Source organism: Endozoicomonas montiporae CL-33 (genome assembly GCF_001583435.1).
Lineage (GTDB): Bacteria > Pseudomonadota > Gammaproteobacteria > Pseudomonadales > Endozoicomonadaceae > Endozoicomonas_A > Endozoicomonas_A montiporae.
The window spans coordinates 1,712,383-1,731,505 of record NZ_CP013251.1 but is presented as its reverse complement, the minus strand read 5'-3'; the positions used below and the strand labels follow the sequence as shown (position 1 = coordinate 1,731,505).

Below are 19,123 nucleotides of genomic sequence, written 5' to 3'. Positions count from 1 at the left end.
GAACAACCTTATACCCATTGGATTTCAAGATGCTACTAGGCGGCAAGTGAGCGAAGCCCCGTGAGCCTACGAGTAGTAGGTGATCGGGGTGAGCGAACGCTGACAACAACGTAGCATCTTGAAAGGCGATGGGTATAGATACCCTATTTTGTAGTCATTCAGAGATTGCACAAGACAAAATACTTGTCGATAAGATAACGTATTGAATGACACTGGAAAATCGTCAGACAGGGACGCCGATGAACAAGTTACCGGGACTGATTTTATTTTTTATCTGCATTCTCTATTCAGACCATCAAAGACTTCTGGCTTCCTCGGCAAATTACGCTTTTGGCCCGATTCAGGGTAGCTCCCGCGGGATACCACAAGTGATGCTGACTCTGTCTTTTGACCATGAGCTGTTCAAAAAAGTGTATGATGACTACAGCGATCTTGATGGTGACGGATTAATGGATATCACCTACAAGGACACCATCAATTACGCTGGCTATTTTGAGTCAGACTGGTGTTATTCGCACAGTCTTAGTCGTTTCAGACCTGTAGCCAGAGCAACAGGCACTAACGGACACAGCTGCAATGGTGCTACCTGGAGCGGTAATTTTCTGAACTGGGGTACGATGAGCCGCATCGATCTGGTACGAAAGTTGATATACGGTGGCATGCGCTCTACTGACACCCAGACCCTGACCATACTGGAACGGGGTGAGATTCCCAACGACTGGCATGCTTTTAACAAAGTCTACGAGCCGCAGTCCGGGTGGCCTTCACTCAATGAGCTGACCCCCTTCACAGGCACAGCCATTGCTTTGTGCAATGCCACAGCATCGGCTTCAGGCACACCGCGTGTAAGAATTCGCACCGCCACAGCCACCAACCCTTACGTAAATGAAGCAGGTTGGAGCAATACTGTCGATGAGTGGGCTGGAAGGGGGAAATTGCGTTGCGGTGGCACTGCCCAGGCATCGCTGGAAGCACGGGTAGAGGTCTGCCACAGTGCCTCTACTTATGTTGGCTGTGTAGACTATGGCGGCAACAAAAAACCCGTTGGCCTGATACAAAGGCGACAGGAAGATGTTCATTTCGGACTGATTACCGGCAGCTTCGATGCCAATATCAGCGGCGGGATTGTCAGGAAAAACATTGGCTCAGCCCAAGATGAAATCAATCAGTCTACAGGGCAATTCATCCTCAATGATGGCATCGTTGCCAATATTAACGACTTTAGAATGTCAGAATACGACTATTCAACCGATTTCATGAGCTGCGGCGGGACAGCACCAGCAGGTTGTTACCCGGTAGGCGATTTACAAAGTCTGTCCTTTAGCTGTCGTACGACACCACTACCCTGTCGGGACTGGGGCAACCCAATCTCGGAAATTTATCTGGAGGCTCTTCGGTATTTCAGCGGTCAGTCAAACCCTTCTTCAGATTTCTCAACGGGTACAGACCTTGGGCTGTCCAAGCCAGCCTGGCAAGACCCCCTTAACGTGAGAAACGCCTGCTCCAACTGTTCGATCATCCTGCTCTCGACTGGGCAAAATTCTTATGACCACGATGATTTTGGAGACCTTGGGGATATCCTCACCGGAGGATTAACCCAGCTCAGTTCCTTGACCGATCAAATAGGCACGCTGGAGCCCGAATTAAACTTTCCGGGTGATTATGTTGTTGGTGAGGTTGCCGGGGTCAGTGGTGTCAGGCAATGTCTGCCCCGAACCATCAGTCGCCTCAGTCAGGCCAGGGGCATTTGTCCGGAAGTCCCCATGATGGAAGGAAGTTACTATGTCTCCGGTCTCAGCCATTTCGCTTTTACCAACGACCTGCGATCAGGTCTGTCAGGAACCCAAAATGTCAGTACCTATGTCGTCGAACTGGCCAAAAGCATACCGGATCTCAGATTTGCAGTGCCAGTTGGCGGGGGGACAACCCGAACCGTGAGCCTCACTCCTGTGTGTCAGGCAACACCGGGAACAGGTAATAACTATGAAAGTGAGTTTTTTCCATGCAGCTTCCTCAAGTTGCAGATCCGTGACTTTTCAACGGATGCTAACGGTGCACTTGCTTCCATTAGCTTCCGGATACTCTGGCAGGACTTTCCATGGGGAGGGGATGGTGATGCTGACTTTGCAGCAGTTTACACGGTTAACGTCACCACTAACAACATTGAAGTCTCTATCAGCGACCCAGAGCAAAGAGCCGCCTATTCTATACGTGTCGGTTATTCGATAACCGGAGTGAATGGTCATAACGGACAGGTACTGGATGCCGATTACAACTCGTCCTATCAAGGTACTCATAACAATTATGATGATGGCGACAGCGAATCCGCCATTATCATATGGCAGGGAACTTTTCTTGATGGCAACCTAGATAATTGCAGCGGTTTGAATGACTGTACATGGGCTACGCCCCAGACGGTAACAAAAAATTTTACGCCCTCTGCCAACTTTTCGGAATCCCTGCCCTCCCCACTGGTCCTGACGGCTAAATACGGCAGTTTTACCGATCTGGATGCAGATGGCACTCCAAACTTTGATGGTAATGGCGACGGCATACCAGACGACGACAGTCGTGAATGGGACACGCTTAACAATGTCACCGGTGCACCTCCATCTGATGGCATCCCTGATAACTATTTTTTTTCCGATGACCCCGGTAGACTCAACGAGCAATTGAACGAGCTGCTGGAAAATCTCGCCAATCGCACCTCTTCATCGTCAGCCCCCTCTGTCACAACAGAGCCAGACGGAAGCAGATCGTTGGTGCAGGTTCTTTATCGCCCCGAGGAAACCATCAACAACCTGACTGTTTCCTGGGTAGGATGGCTTTACAGCCTGTTTATTGATTCAAAGGGACACCTGAGAGAAGACTCAAACGGCAACCGGACTCTTGATGACTACAGTACCGACCGGATTATTACCCTTAATTTCAACGCTGCATCGGGCACTACAACGGCTCAACGTTGGGACAGTGTGGATGATGGGGAGACACTGACAACTTTGGGTAGCTCCTTTACAATAGAAGGTCTGGATACACTATGGAATGCCCGTGATCAGTTAGCCAGTGTCACCAACCCGGTCACTCAGCGAAATTATTCAAACCTTTCAAATACGGGTCGCCATATTCTTACCTGGCTGGATACCAACAATGATGCAATCGTTGACTCAGGAGAATTGCAACCTTTTGTCAGCGGTACGTTTTCAGGAAGCAACGCCAGCTATCTTGCCAACCCAACAGGGGGAGAAACCAGCCTGGTTAATTTCATACGGGGAGAAGAACAGGCTGGCTACCGCTCCCGTTCGGTCGATTTTGATAATAGTGGAATCACTGAAGTCTGGCGACTGGGTGACATCATTAACTCAAGCCCTGTAAAAGTTGCTACCCCGAAAGGAAGTTACACTTTTGGAGCCCCCTATGATACTCAGGACACAACCTTTGATCAGTTCAGACAGTACTACAACAACAGGCGAGAGGTCGTCTATGTAGGTGCTAATGACGGTATGATCCACGCTTTTAATGGAGGGTTCTGGAATGAATCAGCACAACGTTTTGACCTTTCCCATAGTGGTGCCACCGCTCACCCGCTTGGCAGTGAGCTATGGGCTTATATCCCAATGGCTTTATTACCCCATTTACAATGGTTAACAGAAGTTAACTACCCCCATGTACCCTATATGGATGGTGAACTGTTGGTTTTCGATGCGAATATCTTCCCAGATGACCCTGATCACCCCAAGGGCTGGGGTACGGTTATGGTGGCCGCGATGGGAATGGGGGGAGGCCCTATCGATGTAACTGTGAATAGTTCTAACCGAACTATGCGCTCGTCTTACATTGTGATGGATATTACCAACCCCGAAAAGCCACCAGTCCTGATGGCAGAGGTCACCGCCCCAAATCTCGGTTTTACCCTTACAGCACCAGTACTTGTTAAACAGCGACTACCCGATAATAGCGGAAGTTATGAAACCCCTGCACAAAACGACTGGTATCTTGTGTTTGGCTCAGGTCCTATTGGATCAGGAACTGTTGGTACAAGGCGGGCACTGAATGATGGCACAAGTGACCAGAACTTGCATCTTTACGTTTACGACCTTAAGAATAAACATTTTGTTGCGCCATTTGACCCCATGGTAACCAATATTCCAAATGCTTACGCTGGAAAGATGGCTGTGACTGACTGGGAACGGGACGGTCGTGACGACACCATTTACTTTGGTTCAGTCAGAACTTCAGGCAACCTGTCCGGGGAATTGCTCAGGCTTGATTTAAGTGGCTCTTCCCCTTCAGGGTGGACGTTGGGCACCTTGACCAACCCTCAACGCCCAATTTCAGCAGCTCCCCTCGCTTTTCGCAGCACTGATAACCAACGCTGGGTATACTCCGGAACAGGAAGGGATCTGGTACTTAGTGACCGGATTAGTACACAGCAGGAGTATTACTTCGGTGTCAAGGAGCCAAAATCAGGTTCCTCTTTCTCAGGCACCACGGCAACTTTTGCCGATTTGACAGACACTACAGACATAGAAGTACTGGCAAACGGCAATCTCTCCAGAAACTTTACGGTCAGGCCAGGGTTGACGGTAGGTAATTTTGATGCTCTGGCTAGTGCAGTCAGCAATGGTTCGGGCTGGATTAACCGCCTTGGTGACAATGGTGCCTTACCCAACAATAAAAGCGTTAACCAGAGTGCCAGCACACAGGGACAGATATTTTTTGTGGAATACACCCCCCCACCAAACCAGTGCAGTTTACTGGATAGCAGTCTTTTGAATGGTGTTCACTTTCAGACAGGTACAGCATTCCCTGCAAGTAACAGGCGGGTATTTACGCAGGCAGGTTTCTCACAAACTGATATTTCAACGAAAAAACTCTCATTAGGTGCGGGTCAGTTTACAAACCCCAGAATAGTGACGAGTCCGGAAGGCGGCATCAAGATTATCACTCAAGGTGGTGCAGGTAATATCATATCCACAGACCTTGGCTTGCCTTTGGGAGATTCTGGTCGTCAGTCCTGGCGCAAGATACTGAATATTCCCTTGAACCCATGAGAAGTCTTGGAAGTTGGCTGCAAGCTTCAGGTTAACTGTTTACCGGCTTAACCAGGGGATATCGAAAATCTGCCGCCAGGACATCCGGCCAGACGATGAGAAACCGTAATTCAGAACCCGCCGGTCAATACTGCCACCTGCTCCCTGGGTCACTGCCGACCTACGCCCTTCCTGCCCCTGATGAATCACCGGCGCTGACGCATAGCCAATCCCCAAAAGCAATGAATTCAATGACACATAAATATCCTCTGCTTCGCTGTATTCGGCATAATCAATAACGTCAGCCGGTGTAGCCGTACCGGTCTGATAATGAACACCCCTCAGGTAACTACGCCCATCCGCACGACAACTGTTCAACGATGGCTGGTATTCAGTAAAAAACAGCATGGAGAATAAACGACTGGTTGTAGACACATTTCTACCGGAAGGGTTCTGACCGTCGTGCTTAAGTCGTATACTCCAGCCAGAGCTGGACTGCATAACCGACCTGAGCCCGTCAAAATTGTTGACGACTGTATCATCCACCTTAAACACACGGTAGCCCGTGCTTGTCTTTTCAACCACCTTCCCGTTTGACAAAATTTCGACATCCGTTGTGTCGATCAGACCACTTAAACCCACAGTACTGTAACTCAGAGCCCGAGAGCTGTTTAGTGGCTCTTTGAGACCATAATAATATTGCTGGGCAGACAGGCTGTTATCACTGTGCGTCAATAGCCGTCCGGTTCCGGCATACACCCAGTAATCATTATCATCTTTTACCGTCAAGGGTGCTGCGGTCACTGGCTGCCCATTATTGGCCAGAACGGACAATTGAGACTGAGCAATCTGTTCAGACAACTGCAACCTTAACAACCTGCCACCGGGTTCCAATGAACTGGTTTCCACACTGCCAAAGTAAATCACATCGTCCTGATAGTCATTGTTCCAGTCCACCGCGGTCATGTCTCCGGCATAGCTCGACGGAAAGTTCGAAACCATGGGGTTTAGACCAGAAACAAACGCTCTGTGCTTCAGGTCATAAGCGAAGACCCGAAGGTTCTGGTCACTCTTTCCAGAATCCAGAGCCGCTCTTATGCCTGTTTCTCCTTCGCCGTAAGGACCGGAAGCAAACACAAGATGCCATTCATTGGTCAGTACTTCTTTGTCCCAGTCAGCCTCACCATTACTGTCAGTGGCAGGAATACGACGTTTCACTAATACTGGTTTAGACGTAGTCAGCCCGAGTTTTGGGTGTGAGATTTCCGCCAGCAATCTGGGTGGCTCCTCCGGGTTGGTAACATCGAGTACCACATAAGCGGAACGCATAGTACGACTGTTGCCATCGATTTCAGTGTCAATGTTGCCGCCTCCCAGGCGCATTCCAACCACCAGCAGAGTTCCCCAGCCACCGGGATAGTTACTGTCGTCTGCATCAAAAATATTGGCATCAAATATTAACGGTTCACCATCCATGTAATAAACATGAGGATAACTCAATTCCTGTAACCACCTCAGGTGTGGCAACAGGTTCATCGGTGTGTACGCCCACAATTCGGAGCCTAATGGATGTCGGGCTTCACTGTTATCGGCTGTAGTCTTGTAGGCGTAGTGGTTTTCATCCCAAAAGCCGCCGTTAAACGCGTGCAGCATGCCATCATTGGCACCGGTATAAAGCACGTGACGACGCTTCAGATAATGGGACCGGAACGTTTCATAGGTTTTATCACTGTACAGCGCATCAAAACGCGATCCGGGGGCAGCCACCAGCTGAGGCGTTGAGTGAACAATATCTCCCAGACGCCAGACTTCGTTTATTCCATCGCCATTGTAATCAATGGTTCGTGACCGGGTGCCATCCATCTCCTGACCCCTGACATAGTTGACGATGGTCGTTACTTCCGAAGCAGGCACGCCCAGATAACCTTCCTTGCCAGTAAAACTGCTTGCTGAAAATGGCAACGTTTCGCCACTATCCACCACACCATCATTGTTCTCATCCAGCCAGGTCAGGATATAGCGCCCGTTATCCGCAGTGGACTCGTAATTCCGCTGGGTCACAACGTCCTGAATACTGGCAAGCTGGTCTCTGGCATCCCAAATCGTTTTCAATGAAGACAACGGCTGCAGCGTGCCTGAAACAGTCTGGGTCTTTCCTTCATCTTCGGTAGAATACCTCTGCAACAGAGTCTGGTTCGCATTAGGGTCAAACTTGAGCTCGACAATAAAGTCCGTTGCATAATCATCAAGCTGATCGTTACCGTTACTGTCTTCCCGTAACAACCCCTTGCTGTCTACAAACAGGCTGTGCAGCAGCCCTCCCCAGGTAATTGTACGACCATTGTATTCCAGTGTTGGTTGAAACAGTGCCTGATACAATACGCCGGTACCGTTATTGCTGTTTGATAAAAGTGCCGTATTGGTGGCAGAAGACACGCGACTGGCAATATCCTGCAACACCTGTCCCAACTGGGCTTCCAGCAGAGCCGGGTTGCGGGCAAAGAAATAGTTATCTGGCAGCCCGTCCGCCCCTATCGAACCGGTCGTATTATTGCGGGTATCCCACTCACGGCTATCACCGGAACTGTTTGCCGGAGTGCCGTCGCCATCCATATCAAGGAATCCACCGTATTTGGCAGCAAGGTACAAAGGTTTTGGCAAAACGCCCGCAGCGCTGTTATTGGCAACATAACTATGGGTTTTAAAGTTTGACGAACCCTTGTAAACATAATCGTCCTGGAGCCCGTCTTCATAAGTGCCTGTCACGGTGTAGCTGAATCGCAGGTTCAAACCCGCATATACGCCATCAACCTGAACCGCTATGCGCAGCTCATTGGCGAGAAAACCTGTGGTTTTCAGAGTTGAATCCAAAGTCAGGTTACACTGGTTACCAACACAGTACTTGATTCGTGATGACGCATCATAGTCAAAGTCGTTACCCCATAGCGAGTCTTCCCAGGTAAACAGCAAACTGCCTTCAACAGGATGCCCCTCGTTATCCAGAACCGTGTTTTCAACAACAACATCAGTCAGCGTGCAATCGCTACCACTGCCTGAGAAATTTGTACCCGAGCCGAAGTTTGAACTGGTATGGCAAACCGGCTGAAACGTGACCGGATTACCACCGGCATTCAGAGTAAACCCGGGCATGCTTTCTGCGAGCTGAATCGCATAGGTTTTAACACTCTGCACACCCTCAAGATCATCTCTCAAGTCTGTCTGGTTGCCGTAGAATGCGAGACCGGAAACGTGATAACTGCCTTCCAGTTGTGGTAATTCAGGACATAGCCCTCTCGCTTCAGACAGGCGGTTCAGATATTTTGCTGTACACTGCCGTGTATTACCGGCACCTCCCACCAGGTATTCTCCGGCAAAGTTTCCGCCATACTCATAACTACCCACTTCATCCGTTTTCGTATTCACAGAAGCAGTGCCCGATAACCCGGGCAAGTCTGCACTGCTGGCCAACTCATCAGCATCAAAAGAATTCAGACCGGTAGACAATAGAATGATGGAACAGTTGGCACAGGCATTGGCAGCCGATATAGGATTTAACCAGCTTTCAGTAGCCAGGTTACTGACAAAGGCAGTATCTGAGTTGGTATTAAATGCTGAAGTCGGTGCTGAACGCCCTGCAAAGTACCTTAAAGCCTCAAGGTACATTTCAGCAATCGGGTTCCCCCAGTTGCTGCAATGCCGGTTAGAATAGGTTGAACGACCTGACTTGAAGGTACTGACACCAATTCCGTAGGTACTGCAATCAGTGTATTTATTCTGGCTGTAACTGTATTTGGCAATACGAAAGGTATTGATATGATGGATGATGCCTTGAACAGATGTATTAAATGTGCCATCCGTTACATTTATTTCGTTATCATTGGTGTTTGCGTTCCCACCCATTTTAGAAATATTACGTCGCAGAAGACCGCCTGAAATATTCTTGTCGTAACTGCCACTGATCAGCCCGAAACGAATACTGCCGTCTTCTCCATAACGCTGTAATAAACCTGTTGGCTTGTAGCGATTTGAACTGTACTCCCTGCAACGCCCTGATCCCGCGTCCTTACCATTCACACAGGCATTCACCCTGACCGTCAGCTCAGCCAGTTTATAGGGGGTTGACGGACTGTTCGATGCCCCCCACTGGCACTGCTTGACTTCTGTCGATGCCCAGCGATTCCATGTACCGTTGGCAATTCTGACTTTAGGCTCACCGTTTTCCGACGTTGCCAGATTACACAAACTGACACTACTGGAATAAGGCGTCAGCTTATCGATATTCGAGCCACTATAGACCTTAACAAACGAATGAATATCCCGGGGCAGATAGGCTCGCTCCAAAACCGTTGAGCTGCTGGTGTCGGTAGAGCGTTTACCACCAAAGAGTACACGACGAAGAATATCAATCCGTGACATGGTCGCCCAGTTCAGGAAATTACCGCTCCAGTGTAAAGCTGAACTTTCACAGTAATGCTGGTTGTCACCCGTTGCCAGAATCTCCGGCTCAAAGCGCCCTGATGATGAGTTATAGCGATAGCACCAGTTACTTTCAAAATACCCGAGGTAATCAAACCGGTCGTTATAGGTAGTATCCAGTTGTCCATCGCCATCCAGATCGGAGTAATCCGGATAAGCCTTCTTGAACAATTCATGATCAACCGACATCACCAGCATCACCAGAGGCTCGGCACTTTTGCTTAACAACGGGGGAACCGCGGAATAAAGCTGTGATGTCGGTGCTGCTTGTGCAGAGGAAAACAGTGAAGAAACAAGCAGTCCGCACAAAAATATCGTCGTACGATTTTTTAGATACTTCATCATCGCAGTACTCCTTCTCTGCGTTGATATCTGGCTTCACTGAATCAGAGTGTTTATCAGTTAAAGATTCTTTTTATAGGTTGTCTGTAGCATGACCCTGGCATCGCCGGACCCGCCGGTTGCCAATACCGTAATCCGAAAGAACTGGGCCCAGTCATCAAAAACTGTTGGATCCGCCTCCGGACCTTCTGTCTCTCTGGGCAGATAACAACGAAACTCCACAATATATTTTGCCGGTGCTGCGATTCCATCCAGAGATATTGTCATTGTCCGGTAACGATCCGGATCACTCCACAAAGCCTGTTCCTGCCAGGGTGATGACACATTGGCAGAACAGGTGCCGGGATCAGAATGATTAACACCATCAAAACACAAACCGTTGTTACAGGTTGATGTGAAATCTGACACATTCAACAATGTCCCTGCCACAAAGGACTCAGCCTCCAGCACTCCCACTTCAGCAGAATGGAAGGCTAACTGTTCATTGCGGTAGTTACCGGTCATTTTCTCTTCAAGACTGGTGACCCGAATGGATGCCAATCCCGCGATGGTCAGAATCAACAGCAACACAAGGCTCACCAGTAATACACTGCCCTGTTCTTTTCCAGCGGAAATGACGGTTGCCACTTTTAACGTCCCTGTCCCGCTACTCATGGTTGCACCCTGTTTCTCAGCTCGATGGTCATCACAAAGTTACGACGTATGTAATGATCTGTTGGCGTTATTTCCGTACCGGCAAACAGATACGGCTGGGGTTCTTCAGTAATTTCCGACAAACTCCGTACAAGCAGTTCAAGGCGAACACTGACCACATTCATCCAGTCAGCACTGAACAGGCCGATAGAATCTGCTGTCCGATACTGGTCCGGAGTCCGGTTACCATCGGAGTCATAGCCATACAGAAACGACAACCCTTCGATGCCTTCCAGAAGAGACTCTGCATAACGGGCACTCCCGGAGGTATATTCACCGGCAAATTTACGATAAAGGTTGGGCCGGCCATTACTGGTTCGCAGGTAGTACGCCACAGAACGGACAGGAAACAGCATCGAACCTTTATGGTTGTATGGCTCAGCTGCCGAAGCACTGTCCATACAGTTAAAGTCTCCCTTCAGCTGCGAGGTGCAGTTATAGAGCGAACCGGACAAACCCGCAGCGTGCGAGATTGATGAACCACTGGTAGCCTCCATGGCTTTAAAAACCGAGATCTGATCACAACCGGGATGCACCAGCGCCAGAACATCGCCCTGATCGTAACCATGACTGGTAACATTCAACAGGGCCGATGAGGAAGAATGACTGTTAACCGTCAGCCCCTGTTCAGCATCCAGCTTATGAATGACAATGGCTTCTGAAATGGCAGAACTGTCAATACGGCTTTTGTTGGCTGTCGAAATACCAAGAATGCCTTTATCGAAGTGCGTCATCCATTCCCGGCTGTCAGTACTGGTAAACAGCACATTGGCCAGCGACGTTGCTTCAGGGCATCCGGTATAACCCGCCATGCGGATATCACGGGAGAGCAGATCCATCGCAAAGCGGGCGTTCTCCTGAATCCTTGATAACTCATCCTGCAGCATGTAGGTACGGTTTGCACTCAGAAACAGATGACCAATGCCTGCTATCAGAAACAGTCCCAGCGCCATGGCGACTAACAGTTCAACCAGTGAAGCACCGGCACAGCGTTTCAAAGCGCACTCCTTATTACTACTTCACGAACAGGCTGCTGTCCCCTGCTTTCATCAAACTGCATGGTAATCACATAGATGCGCCCGGAAGAGGACGCCTCAATAGCGATGCTGCCATCACTGTCAGGTAGCAGGCAGGCCAACTGAAACTTCCATTGCCTGATGTCGTATTCAGCCAGCTCAGCGGGTGTACAGCTGCCTGACTCACAACCATCCGGGTAAGCTTCCGGCTCACATCGATCCGTGGTTAACTGCTCCAGTTCAACAACATAGTTGTCCGAGACTGACGACAGACTACGATTAACCCGAATCCGGTCCATCATGTCATTTCCAATAATCACTGCCTGCGAGCGTAGATAAGCCATCTGATTGTGTTGCAGGCTTTTGGTTTGCAGCCCGACAATACCCAGCACACCGATGGAAATAATCAGCATGGCTGCCAGCACTTCGATCAGTCCGACACCTGATGACCTGTTATATGAACGTTTGCTTACCGGCATAACACGCTCCTTATGCTTTCAATCAGCAACTGTCAGGTTCCGTGACCCGAACCCGACCCGTAAGACTGACCACCACCTGTCTGACCTGATCACCGCCCAGACCTGCCTCACATAACGTAAAAGTACCCGCCTTGCGGGCATAGCCTTTGCTGTTGAAACCGGCATTCACCCCCTGGTTCCATTCCAGAAACAGGCTGTCAGGCTGTGCAGGAAAAACCCTTAATCGCTGATCACCGGCTTCCAACACACCATCAGCATCCGCATCAGTAAAAATGACCCAGCCGGAACTCCAGTCATCACCACTGCTGTTACAGATCACACCATCATTGGAAGCACAAAGAGATACCGCACTACGACGCTTTACCGCCTCACTGCGAGCCAGTGCAAAACTGGTATAAATTTCCTGGGCAACAGAAGAAACACGCTGGCTGACAACGAGATTTTTTAAAGAAGGGGAAGCCATTGAAACCAGAATGGCTGAAATCAACAGTGTAATAACGACTTCGGGAAGGGTAAGGCCCGACTGCCCAGACACGTACTGCATAATCCTGTCCGTGGAATAGTCTGTGTTCCTAATTCCAATCTAGCCCTGACTTTCTGGTACTGACACTACAGCTGGCACCAGTGGTGCAGATCACGGGATGAGAGGAAGTCGCCGTTGTTCAGTGTTTCGTGTCAAACCGATGACTGCAGTTTATCGACCTGATCATGCCGTTTGTCGGGAATACATAACACCTTTTCATTAACTGTGTTGGAATCGCTCAAACCTGACCACCAGAAAAACAATAAAGCGTCGTTTACATGGATGTCATGAATAAGTTCAGAGTTAAAGGATTCACTCTGCTGGAACTGCTTTTCACCATCGCCATTCTTTCTATTCTGGCAGCGATTGCCTATCCCAGTTTTCAAACCAGCATTCAGGATCGCAACCTGACAGCAGAGATCAACCAGATTTACGGTGCCATTCTATACGCCCGCAGTGAAGCGGCGGCAAGGCATTCTGATGTGGTTGTTTGCGGCTCAATAACCCTGGACACCTGTGAAGACAACAGCGACTGGAGTAATGGTTTTATTATCCGCGATAACACAGCTAATGAGACTATCCAAACATATCAAGAGCTGAGTGACGGACACTTTCTTCATAATACGCCTTCTATTACCTTCAGTGCCGATGGCAGTGCAACAACCAATACAATCAGCCTGTGTGATGAACGGGGAATCAACTTTGCCAGAGGCATTCTTCTAAATGGTTCAGGGCAGCCAAGAATGGGAGGTGCCTTGTCATGCCAGTAAAGACAAAAGGCTTCACCCTGAATCGGGATAGGGTGGAGCCTCGCGGCTCCACTCCTCCCACAACACCCAGCGTACGGGTCCGTACTGGGCGTTTCGGTTAGTTAAGCGTCTACCATCAGCACAAACATGACAATGGAAGGGTCAGTGATACAAGACATATGACTCACACCACCCGCCGGGCTTTTGTAATCCTGTAATGCCGATATAGTCTCAGCTCTTATGACCTTGCAGCTTTCGGTTCCGCCGTCACCGCTTGGCATGAGCACCAGTGTTTGCTGGCCTTTGTCTGCGTCCGATATATCGAGAAACAGAAACTAATCACCGCTCTAACCGTTCAGGCCTTCACTGACTTCGCCAGCTACTATGCCGTCTGCTGACTTCTGTATGGCGATCAGGACATCTTACGATGACCTCAGTCTGAAATATCAGACACCAGACAGACCTCCCGAGGTAAGTTACACCGCCTTCCCTGCACAACTGCCGGATTTACTGTCCGAGTGTCCGGATGAGTATGGGACTTCGTCATCACATGCTGACTCGTCCTCACGCAGACAGCCTCATATCCGATTTCTATTCGTCAGCTCGCAGTTTTGCTCCCGGTATTTGTCAACAAAGTTGTCGCCTCATCTTACGCAACTTCCTTTTGTTGACCAGTGATCGACCTGTCCGGATTCAACCAGACTTCACAGTCAAGATTCCAGTCTCTTGTTGAACGCTTTCCCCAACGCTCCGGATGACGCTGCTTTGCAAGTTCGTAAACCTCTTTACGATTATTTAGAAGCTCATTCGCTTCTCCCCTGTGTCTCTGGGCTGGTGTCAGAAATTTCAGCCCGCTGTGCTTATGCTCTTCGTTGTACCACTGAGTGAAGCCATGTACCCAGTTGCGTGCAGCTTCCAGATCTGCAAACGGACTTCGGGGGTAACCAGGCCGGTACTTCAATGTTCTGAATATAGCCTCAGAATATGGATTGTCATCACTGACCCGTGGGCGACTGAAAGAGGTCACCACGCCCAGACTTTGCAGCGTTGACAGCATCGTTCCGCCCTTCATTGCACTGCCATTATCAGAGTGTAAAACCAACGGTGACTCCATCGCCCCGATACCCCGTTTTATACAAGCTTTCGTGATCATTTCGGATGCATACTCAGCTGACTCAACTTCATGAACTTCCCAAGTGACAATCATACGGCTATAGATGTCTATCACGAGATACAGGTAGTAGAACTGGCCCCTTACCGGAGACCTTAAATACGTGATATCCCAGGTCCACACCTGATTAGGGCCTGTTGCACAATAAGAGGTCGGCTTATGTCGATTAGGTCTGGCAGCCTTCCCACGGCGATTCTGCTGGCCCGCTTCATGGAGCACTCGGTAAAATGTCCGCTCAGACGCAAGGTACTCACCTTCATCAGCCAGTGCAGGAACAATCTGACTGGGAGGAAGGCTCTTGAAACGCTCGCTGTTAGAGACATCTATGATCGCCTGTCGCTCAGCATCTGAAAGCTTATTCGCTGGTTCTGGCCTGTCGGCATTTTTTCGGTTGTCAGGTATCACTGTACCCTCCTGCGTCCATCGCTGAATGGTTCTTTCTGACAGCCCGACAACCTGACAAGCTTTTGATTGGCGAGCACCATCACTGACGGCATGCTCAATCAGTTTTACTGCGTTCTGTCGATCCGGAAGGGAAACTAATCGTCCTCTGGCTCCCCCCAGATCTCTTGGGCCTTTTTTGTGAGTACCAGCAAGGCAGCAGTCTCTGCTAACGCCTTGTCCTTGCGCTTGAGTTCGCGTTCCAGTTTTTTAATCGTTTGCTTGTCTTTTTTGTGTTCGTCAGACAGCTTTTTACGCTGACTCGACTGACTTTCAGGTTGTGCCGGGCTACGATTGATAAAGCCTTCTTTCCACTGTTGGATTTGTTCAGCAAACAGGCCTTTCTTACGACAGTATTCAGCCAGTTCAGCTTGATTTAATGCCGCTGTTTCAATGATGACAGCTAACTGATTTTCAGGTGTCCATAGGTCTGGATTTTTACCGTTGCCAGGCACGGGCACTCCTTGCGATAACGCTTTTTTTCGCCAACTGTATAGAGTCCAGTTAGAGATACCTGTTTCACGAACCAACTGCGATACAGGCGTATTATTAGGTGGCATCATCTTCTGAATGACGGACTGCTTCAACTCTTCTGAATAGCTGGCCATTGATTGCTCACTGACCGCCCCCTGTGAGATTTTTAAAAATCAGAAGAGGTGACAACTATGCTGACACAGGGGGAAAACATGAAGGATAGCCGTCCCAAAAAGTTCGTAAAACTGATTATGCGAGTTCGGCGCAGGGTTGAAACAGTCATAGGGCAGCTGGCGCATTACTTCGATATTGAGTACAGCGGCTGTCGTAACATGTGGCATATGACCGCACGGATAGCCCGCAAGCTGCTGGCCTATAACGTGGGCGTGTTCCTAAATGTGCAGGCAGGGAAGCCTGCTATTCAATTCGAGAACTTCATAGCCGCTTGAAAAGTTGATCTCCGCCATGAAAGGGCTGGTGTTTAAAAAATAACTTATCGTCCGTCCGTAAAGTAGTAATTTCTGCCCTACCTGTTAAAAGTCGGTCTTCGCGTAAACATAAAAATGACAACAGTCCGGAAAAGGGCTTTACACTGGTTGAGATGATGATCGCTGTGGTGATTCTGGGGATACTGTTGTCTATCGCCATACCCAGTTACCAGCAACATGTGGCGACGACTGCCACTCACAGTGCCGAAGCTGCACTGGCCGGACTGGCACTGGCAATGGAACGTCACAGAGCCCAAACGGGAACCTATGCGGGGGCGGCACTGGATGAAAATGGCGATGTCTCCGCCATTGGCGTCCCAGCCATTTATGCTACACAGAGCCCGGAAAACGGCACTGCTGACTTTACCCTGACCATTGCATCCGCCGATGCCACCAGCTATAGCCTGTCAGCCACGCCAACCGGCACAGTAAAAGTCGATCACTGGATTTCTGTTGATTCGCTAGGAAAAAAGACGTTTGAAGTGTTCAAGGATTCTACCTGCCCGGAGGGCGAAACCTGCTCTGAACTCCCCCCTGAAGACCAAGAGCTGTAAACTGGGATGAGCGAAGCGTTTATGCCCTTCAGGGTAAGCTCCCAACACGGTGAGCCTGCTGACAGGTATTTTTACCCTATCAGAAAGTCACCATGCTGTGAGTTCCTCTAAAGGGCACAAACACATTCCGCTCGTGCCCAATGTCACTGGTTTTAAAAATCAGCGAACCACCGAAATACAGGTAGAAATGGTGTGGGTTTGCTGCGGCTCCAGTTGCACGGCCAAAGCGGGCAGTGTCGCCGTTTCAACACAGACCATATGACGGTAACCTTCATCAGGCACATCCGCCATCTGGCGAGCCAGCTCTGCACCGGGGTTCCAGACAATGGTACCGTTACTGCCCGACTTGCGAATCACAATTTTGCGCTTAAGACCCGGATCAATAATGGTGCAGGTATCGCTGGTGTTCAGGTAAGCCCTGTCCACTTCACCTTGCAGCGTCACATCACCCTGCTGAACATAGGCTTTCTGATTATCCGCTTCGTCCAGATAACGTCTGCCTGCCAGACCTTCCACGGTAACCGCTTCCACATCCGACACATTAAAGTAAGTATGCAGTGCCTGACTGATCGCCACCGGCTGATCACCAATGTTCTGCATAATCAGGCTGACTTTCAGCTCTTTACCGATAATAATTTCGGTTTCCAGACTGGCAGAACCGTCCCAGGCGGCATGTGTCGTCTCCGGTAAAGACAACAGAAGACGTGTTTCACCCGTTTGCAGAGTATTCTGTTCTTTTAAACGCCAGAGGTTAGTACGGGCAAAACCATGATTCGGCCCGCCTTCAGCACGTTTACTGAACCACGGCCAGCAAATCGGAATACCGCCACGAATCGCTTTGCCTTCGCCATAGGCTGCATCCGGGCTCAGCCACAATACTTTCTCTTCGCCATGAGGCTGAAAGCTCAATACCTGGCCACCATGGAGGGAAACCACTGCACGGGCAAAAGCATTCTCAATATCCAGTACTGCTATTTTATTAATCAGTCTCTGAGTAATTTGCGTTCCTTCCATTGCTGGAGTTCCTCAATTCCCATGTGTTCATTATTGACCGGCATCAATGTACTTGGTCGGTTTGATAATGAAACTACGGATTAACACCTACTCTGATCAATTAGCGATTCAATCCGATCAAGATTCAGGCAAATGTTACAAAACCGCAATAAAAACCAACACCAGCCAGCCCAACAGATAAATAATCTATCAAATCAATGAATAACAGGTATTTAACTGACCTCTACCAAACGCAACTCTTTGGGCATGGTGAAAACAATATTCTCTTCTTCACCTTCCAGTTCTTCTGGCATCTCTGCCCCGAGTGACTGTAAACGATTGATCACACCCTGAACCAGAACCTCCGGTGCCGAAGCCCCTGCGGTAATACCAATCGCCTGTTTACCCTGCAACCAGGCCGGATCAATGTCATCAGCACCGTCCACAAGGTAGGCACTGGCTCCGGAACGTTCAGCCAGCTCGCGCAGCCGGTTGGAATTGGAACTGTTCACCGAGCCGACCACCAGTACCATATCGCATTCGTCGGCCAGTGCCCGCACCGCATCCTGCCGGTTCTGGGTGGCATAGCAGATATCATCCTTGCGTGGGCCCTGAATATCAGGAAACTTCTCGCGCAGTGCTTCAATAACAACAGCCGTATCATTCATGGACAAAGTGGTCTGTGTGACATAAGCAAGGTGGTCAGGATTCTGAACCTCCAGACCGGCGACATCATCAGCGGTTTCGACCAGATACATTCTGCCGCCTTTGTTCCCGTCGTACTGTCCCATAGTGCCCTGCACTTCCGGATGGCCGTCGTGACCAATCAGTACGCACTCTTTGCCGGCACGGGAATAACGCACCACTTCCATATGGACTTTTTTAACCAGTGGACAGGAAGCATCAAAAACTTTGAGTCCACGACGATCTGCCTCTTCTTCAACCGATTGAGGCACACCGTGGGCGCTAAAAATGACGATCACATCGTCCGGCACCTGATCCAGTTCTTCAACAAAAATAGCGCCGCGCTGCTTCAGGTTTTCCACCACATATTTGTTATGCACGACCTCGTGGCGCACATAAATAGGGGGACCAAACACATCCAGCGCCCGATTGACAATATCAATGGCTCTATCGACACCGGCGCAGAAGCCACGGGGGTTAGCCAGCCTGATTTTCATTATGAATTCTCTACCTGAATCACCCGCACCTGAAACAGTAACTCTTTGCCTGCCAGAGGGTGATTAAAATCTACGTTGACACGTTCATCATCAAAATCGGTGACTACACCGGCCAGCTCACTGTTGGCAGCGTCTTTAAACGACATCACCAGACCGTTCTGAAGTTCGATATCGCTGGCAAAACGGGAGCGTGGAAACGTTTGATGATTTGTGGGATTGGGCATACCAAAAGCCCGGGATGGAGGAATTCTGAAAACCCCTTCGTCCCCGGCACTCATGCCTGACAAGACCTGTTCAAAACCTTCCGGCAGGTTGCCATCGCCAACAACAAAAGTAACAGGTTGCCCGTCAAAATTGCTATCGACTACCTGACCGTCATCCAGTTTGAGTGCAAAATGCAGGGTGACCCGGCGACCTGCTCCTACTGCTAATGCAGAGACTTCTGACATTGTTATTATCATTCCCGCCCGGTCATCCAGCGCCCAGCTCTGACCGGGCACTTCAACACAGGCT

14 protein-coding genes are annotated in these 19,123 nt (G+C 49.6%); 4 read left to right on the top strand and 10 right to left on the bottom strand.

What is annotated here, in order from left to right; all coding sequences use genetic code 11:
* Nucleotides 1–239 precede the first annotated feature (239 nt).
* Nucleotides 240–5,051 carry a pilus assembly protein gene (locus EZMO1_RS07765; protein WP_034874302.1) on the top strand — a complete coding sequence of 1,604 codons (4,812 nt, stop codon included), beginning with the start codon at nt 240–242 and terminating at the stop codon, nt 5,049–5,051.
* Nucleotides 5,052–5,090: 39 nt separating this feature from the next.
* On the opposite strand, the gene EZMO1_RS07760 is transcribed toward EZMO1_RS07765, so the two are convergent.
* The 5 genes from EZMO1_RS07760 to EZMO1_RS07740 are packed head-to-tail and all read right to left on the bottom strand — an operon-like array spanning nt 5,091 to nt 12,580.
* The gene (locus tag EZMO1_RS07760; protein ID WP_061509359.1) at nt 5,091–9,851 is read right to left on the bottom strand and encodes a pilus assembly protein; all 4,761 of its coding nucleotides are present in this window, start codon (nt 9,849–9,851) and stop codon (nt 5,091–5,093) included.
* Nucleotides 9,852–9,908: 57 nt separating this feature from the next.
* Entirely contained in the window at nt 9,909–10,502 is a 594-nt protein-coding gene (locus EZMO1_RS07755) for a pilus assembly PilX family protein (RefSeq protein WP_051790811.1), read from the bottom strand.
* Nucleotides 10,499–11,539: a PilW family protein gene (locus EZMO1_RS07750; protein WP_034880270.1), complete on the bottom strand. Its 1,041-nt coding sequence runs from the start codon at nt 11,537–11,539 to the stop codon at nt 10,499–10,501. The genes EZMO1_RS07755 and EZMO1_RS07750 overlap by 4 nt, the downstream gene beginning before the upstream one ends.
* Nucleotides 11,536–12,036, bottom strand: coding sequence for a type IV pilus modification protein PilV (pilV, locus tag EZMO1_RS07745; protein ID WP_051790812.1), 501 nt, complete (start codon nt 12,034–12,036; stop codon nt 11,536–11,538). The genes EZMO1_RS07750 and pilV overlap by 4 nt, the downstream gene beginning before the upstream one ends.
* Nucleotides 12,037–12,058: 22 nt before the next feature.
* A complete protein-coding gene (locus tag EZMO1_RS07740; RefSeq protein WP_051790814.1) occupies nt 12,059–12,580 on the bottom strand; it encodes a GspH/FimT family pseudopilin in 522 nt (173 codons plus the stop codon).
* Between the two features lie 266 nt (nt 12,581–12,846).
* Here EZMO1_RS07740 and EZMO1_RS07735 point away from each other — a divergent pair, with 266 nt between their 5' ends.
* Nucleotides 12,847–13,329 carry a GspH/FimT family pseudopilin gene (locus tag EZMO1_RS07735; protein ID WP_160174144.1) on the top strand — a complete coding sequence of 161 codons (483 nt, stop codon included), beginning with the start codon at nt 12,847–12,849 and terminating at the stop codon, nt 13,327–13,329.
* A gap of 101 nt (nt 13,330–13,430) precedes the next feature.
* Here the strand turns inward: EZMO1_RS07735 and EZMO1_RS26615 are convergent, their stop codons facing one another.
* The gene (locus tag EZMO1_RS26615; RefSeq protein ID WP_160173990.1) at nt 13,431–13,589 is read right to left on the bottom strand and encodes a hypothetical protein; all 159 of its coding nucleotides are present in this window, start codon (nt 13,587–13,589) and stop codon (nt 13,431–13,433) included.
* Nucleotides 13,590–13,957: 368 nt separating this feature from the next.
* A protein-coding gene (locus tag EZMO1_RS07730) for an IS3 family transposase (protein ID WP_145912526.1) occupies nt 13,958–15,528 on the bottom strand; the annotation gives its coding sequence in 2 pieces (ribosomal slippage) (nt 13,958–15,054 and nt 15,054–15,528; 1,572 coding nt in all).
* Between the two features lie 78 nt (nt 15,529–15,606).
* On the opposite strand from EZMO1_RS07730, the gene EZMO1_RS07720 reads away from it, so the two are divergent.
* Nucleotides 15,607–15,843, top strand: coding sequence for a transposase (locus EZMO1_RS07720; protein ID WP_145912525.1), 237 nt, complete (start codon nt 15,607–15,609; stop codon nt 15,841–15,843).
* A gap of 152 nt (nt 15,844–15,995) precedes the next feature.
* Nucleotides 15,996–16,436, top strand: coding sequence for a type IV pilin protein (locus tag EZMO1_RS07715; protein ID WP_082211844.1), 441 nt, complete (start codon nt 15,996–15,998; stop codon nt 16,434–16,436).
* A 159-nt stretch (nt 16,437–16,595) separates the two neighbouring features.
* Here the strand turns inward: EZMO1_RS07715 and EZMO1_RS07710 are convergent, their stop codons facing one another.
* The 3 genes from EZMO1_RS07710 to EZMO1_RS07700 all read right to left on the bottom strand — a co-directional run bounded on the left by EZMO1_RS07710 (nt 16,596) and on the right by EZMO1_RS07700 (nt 19,110).
* Nucleotides 16,596–17,450 carry a D-hexose-6-phosphate mutarotase gene (locus EZMO1_RS07710; RefSeq protein ID WP_034874307.1) on the bottom strand — a complete coding sequence of 285 codons (855 nt, stop codon included), beginning with the start codon at nt 17,448–17,450 and terminating at the stop codon, nt 16,596–16,598.
* 212 nt (nt 17,451–17,662) lie between these two features.
* On the bottom strand, nt 17,663–18,610 hold the full coding sequence (gene ispH, locus EZMO1_RS07705) for a 4-hydroxy-3-methylbut-2-enyl diphosphate reductase (RefSeq protein WP_034874309.1): 948 nt from the start codon (nt 18,608–18,610) through the stop codon (nt 17,663–17,665).
* Complete coding sequence (locus EZMO1_RS07700) at nt 18,610–19,110, bottom strand: FKBP-type peptidyl-prolyl cis-trans isomerase (RefSeq protein ID WP_476700504.1); 501 nt, start codon at nt 19,108–19,110, stop codon at nt 18,610–18,612. The genes ispH and EZMO1_RS07700 overlap by 1 nt, the downstream gene beginning before the upstream one ends.
* Nucleotides 19,111–19,123: the final 13 nt, after the last annotated feature.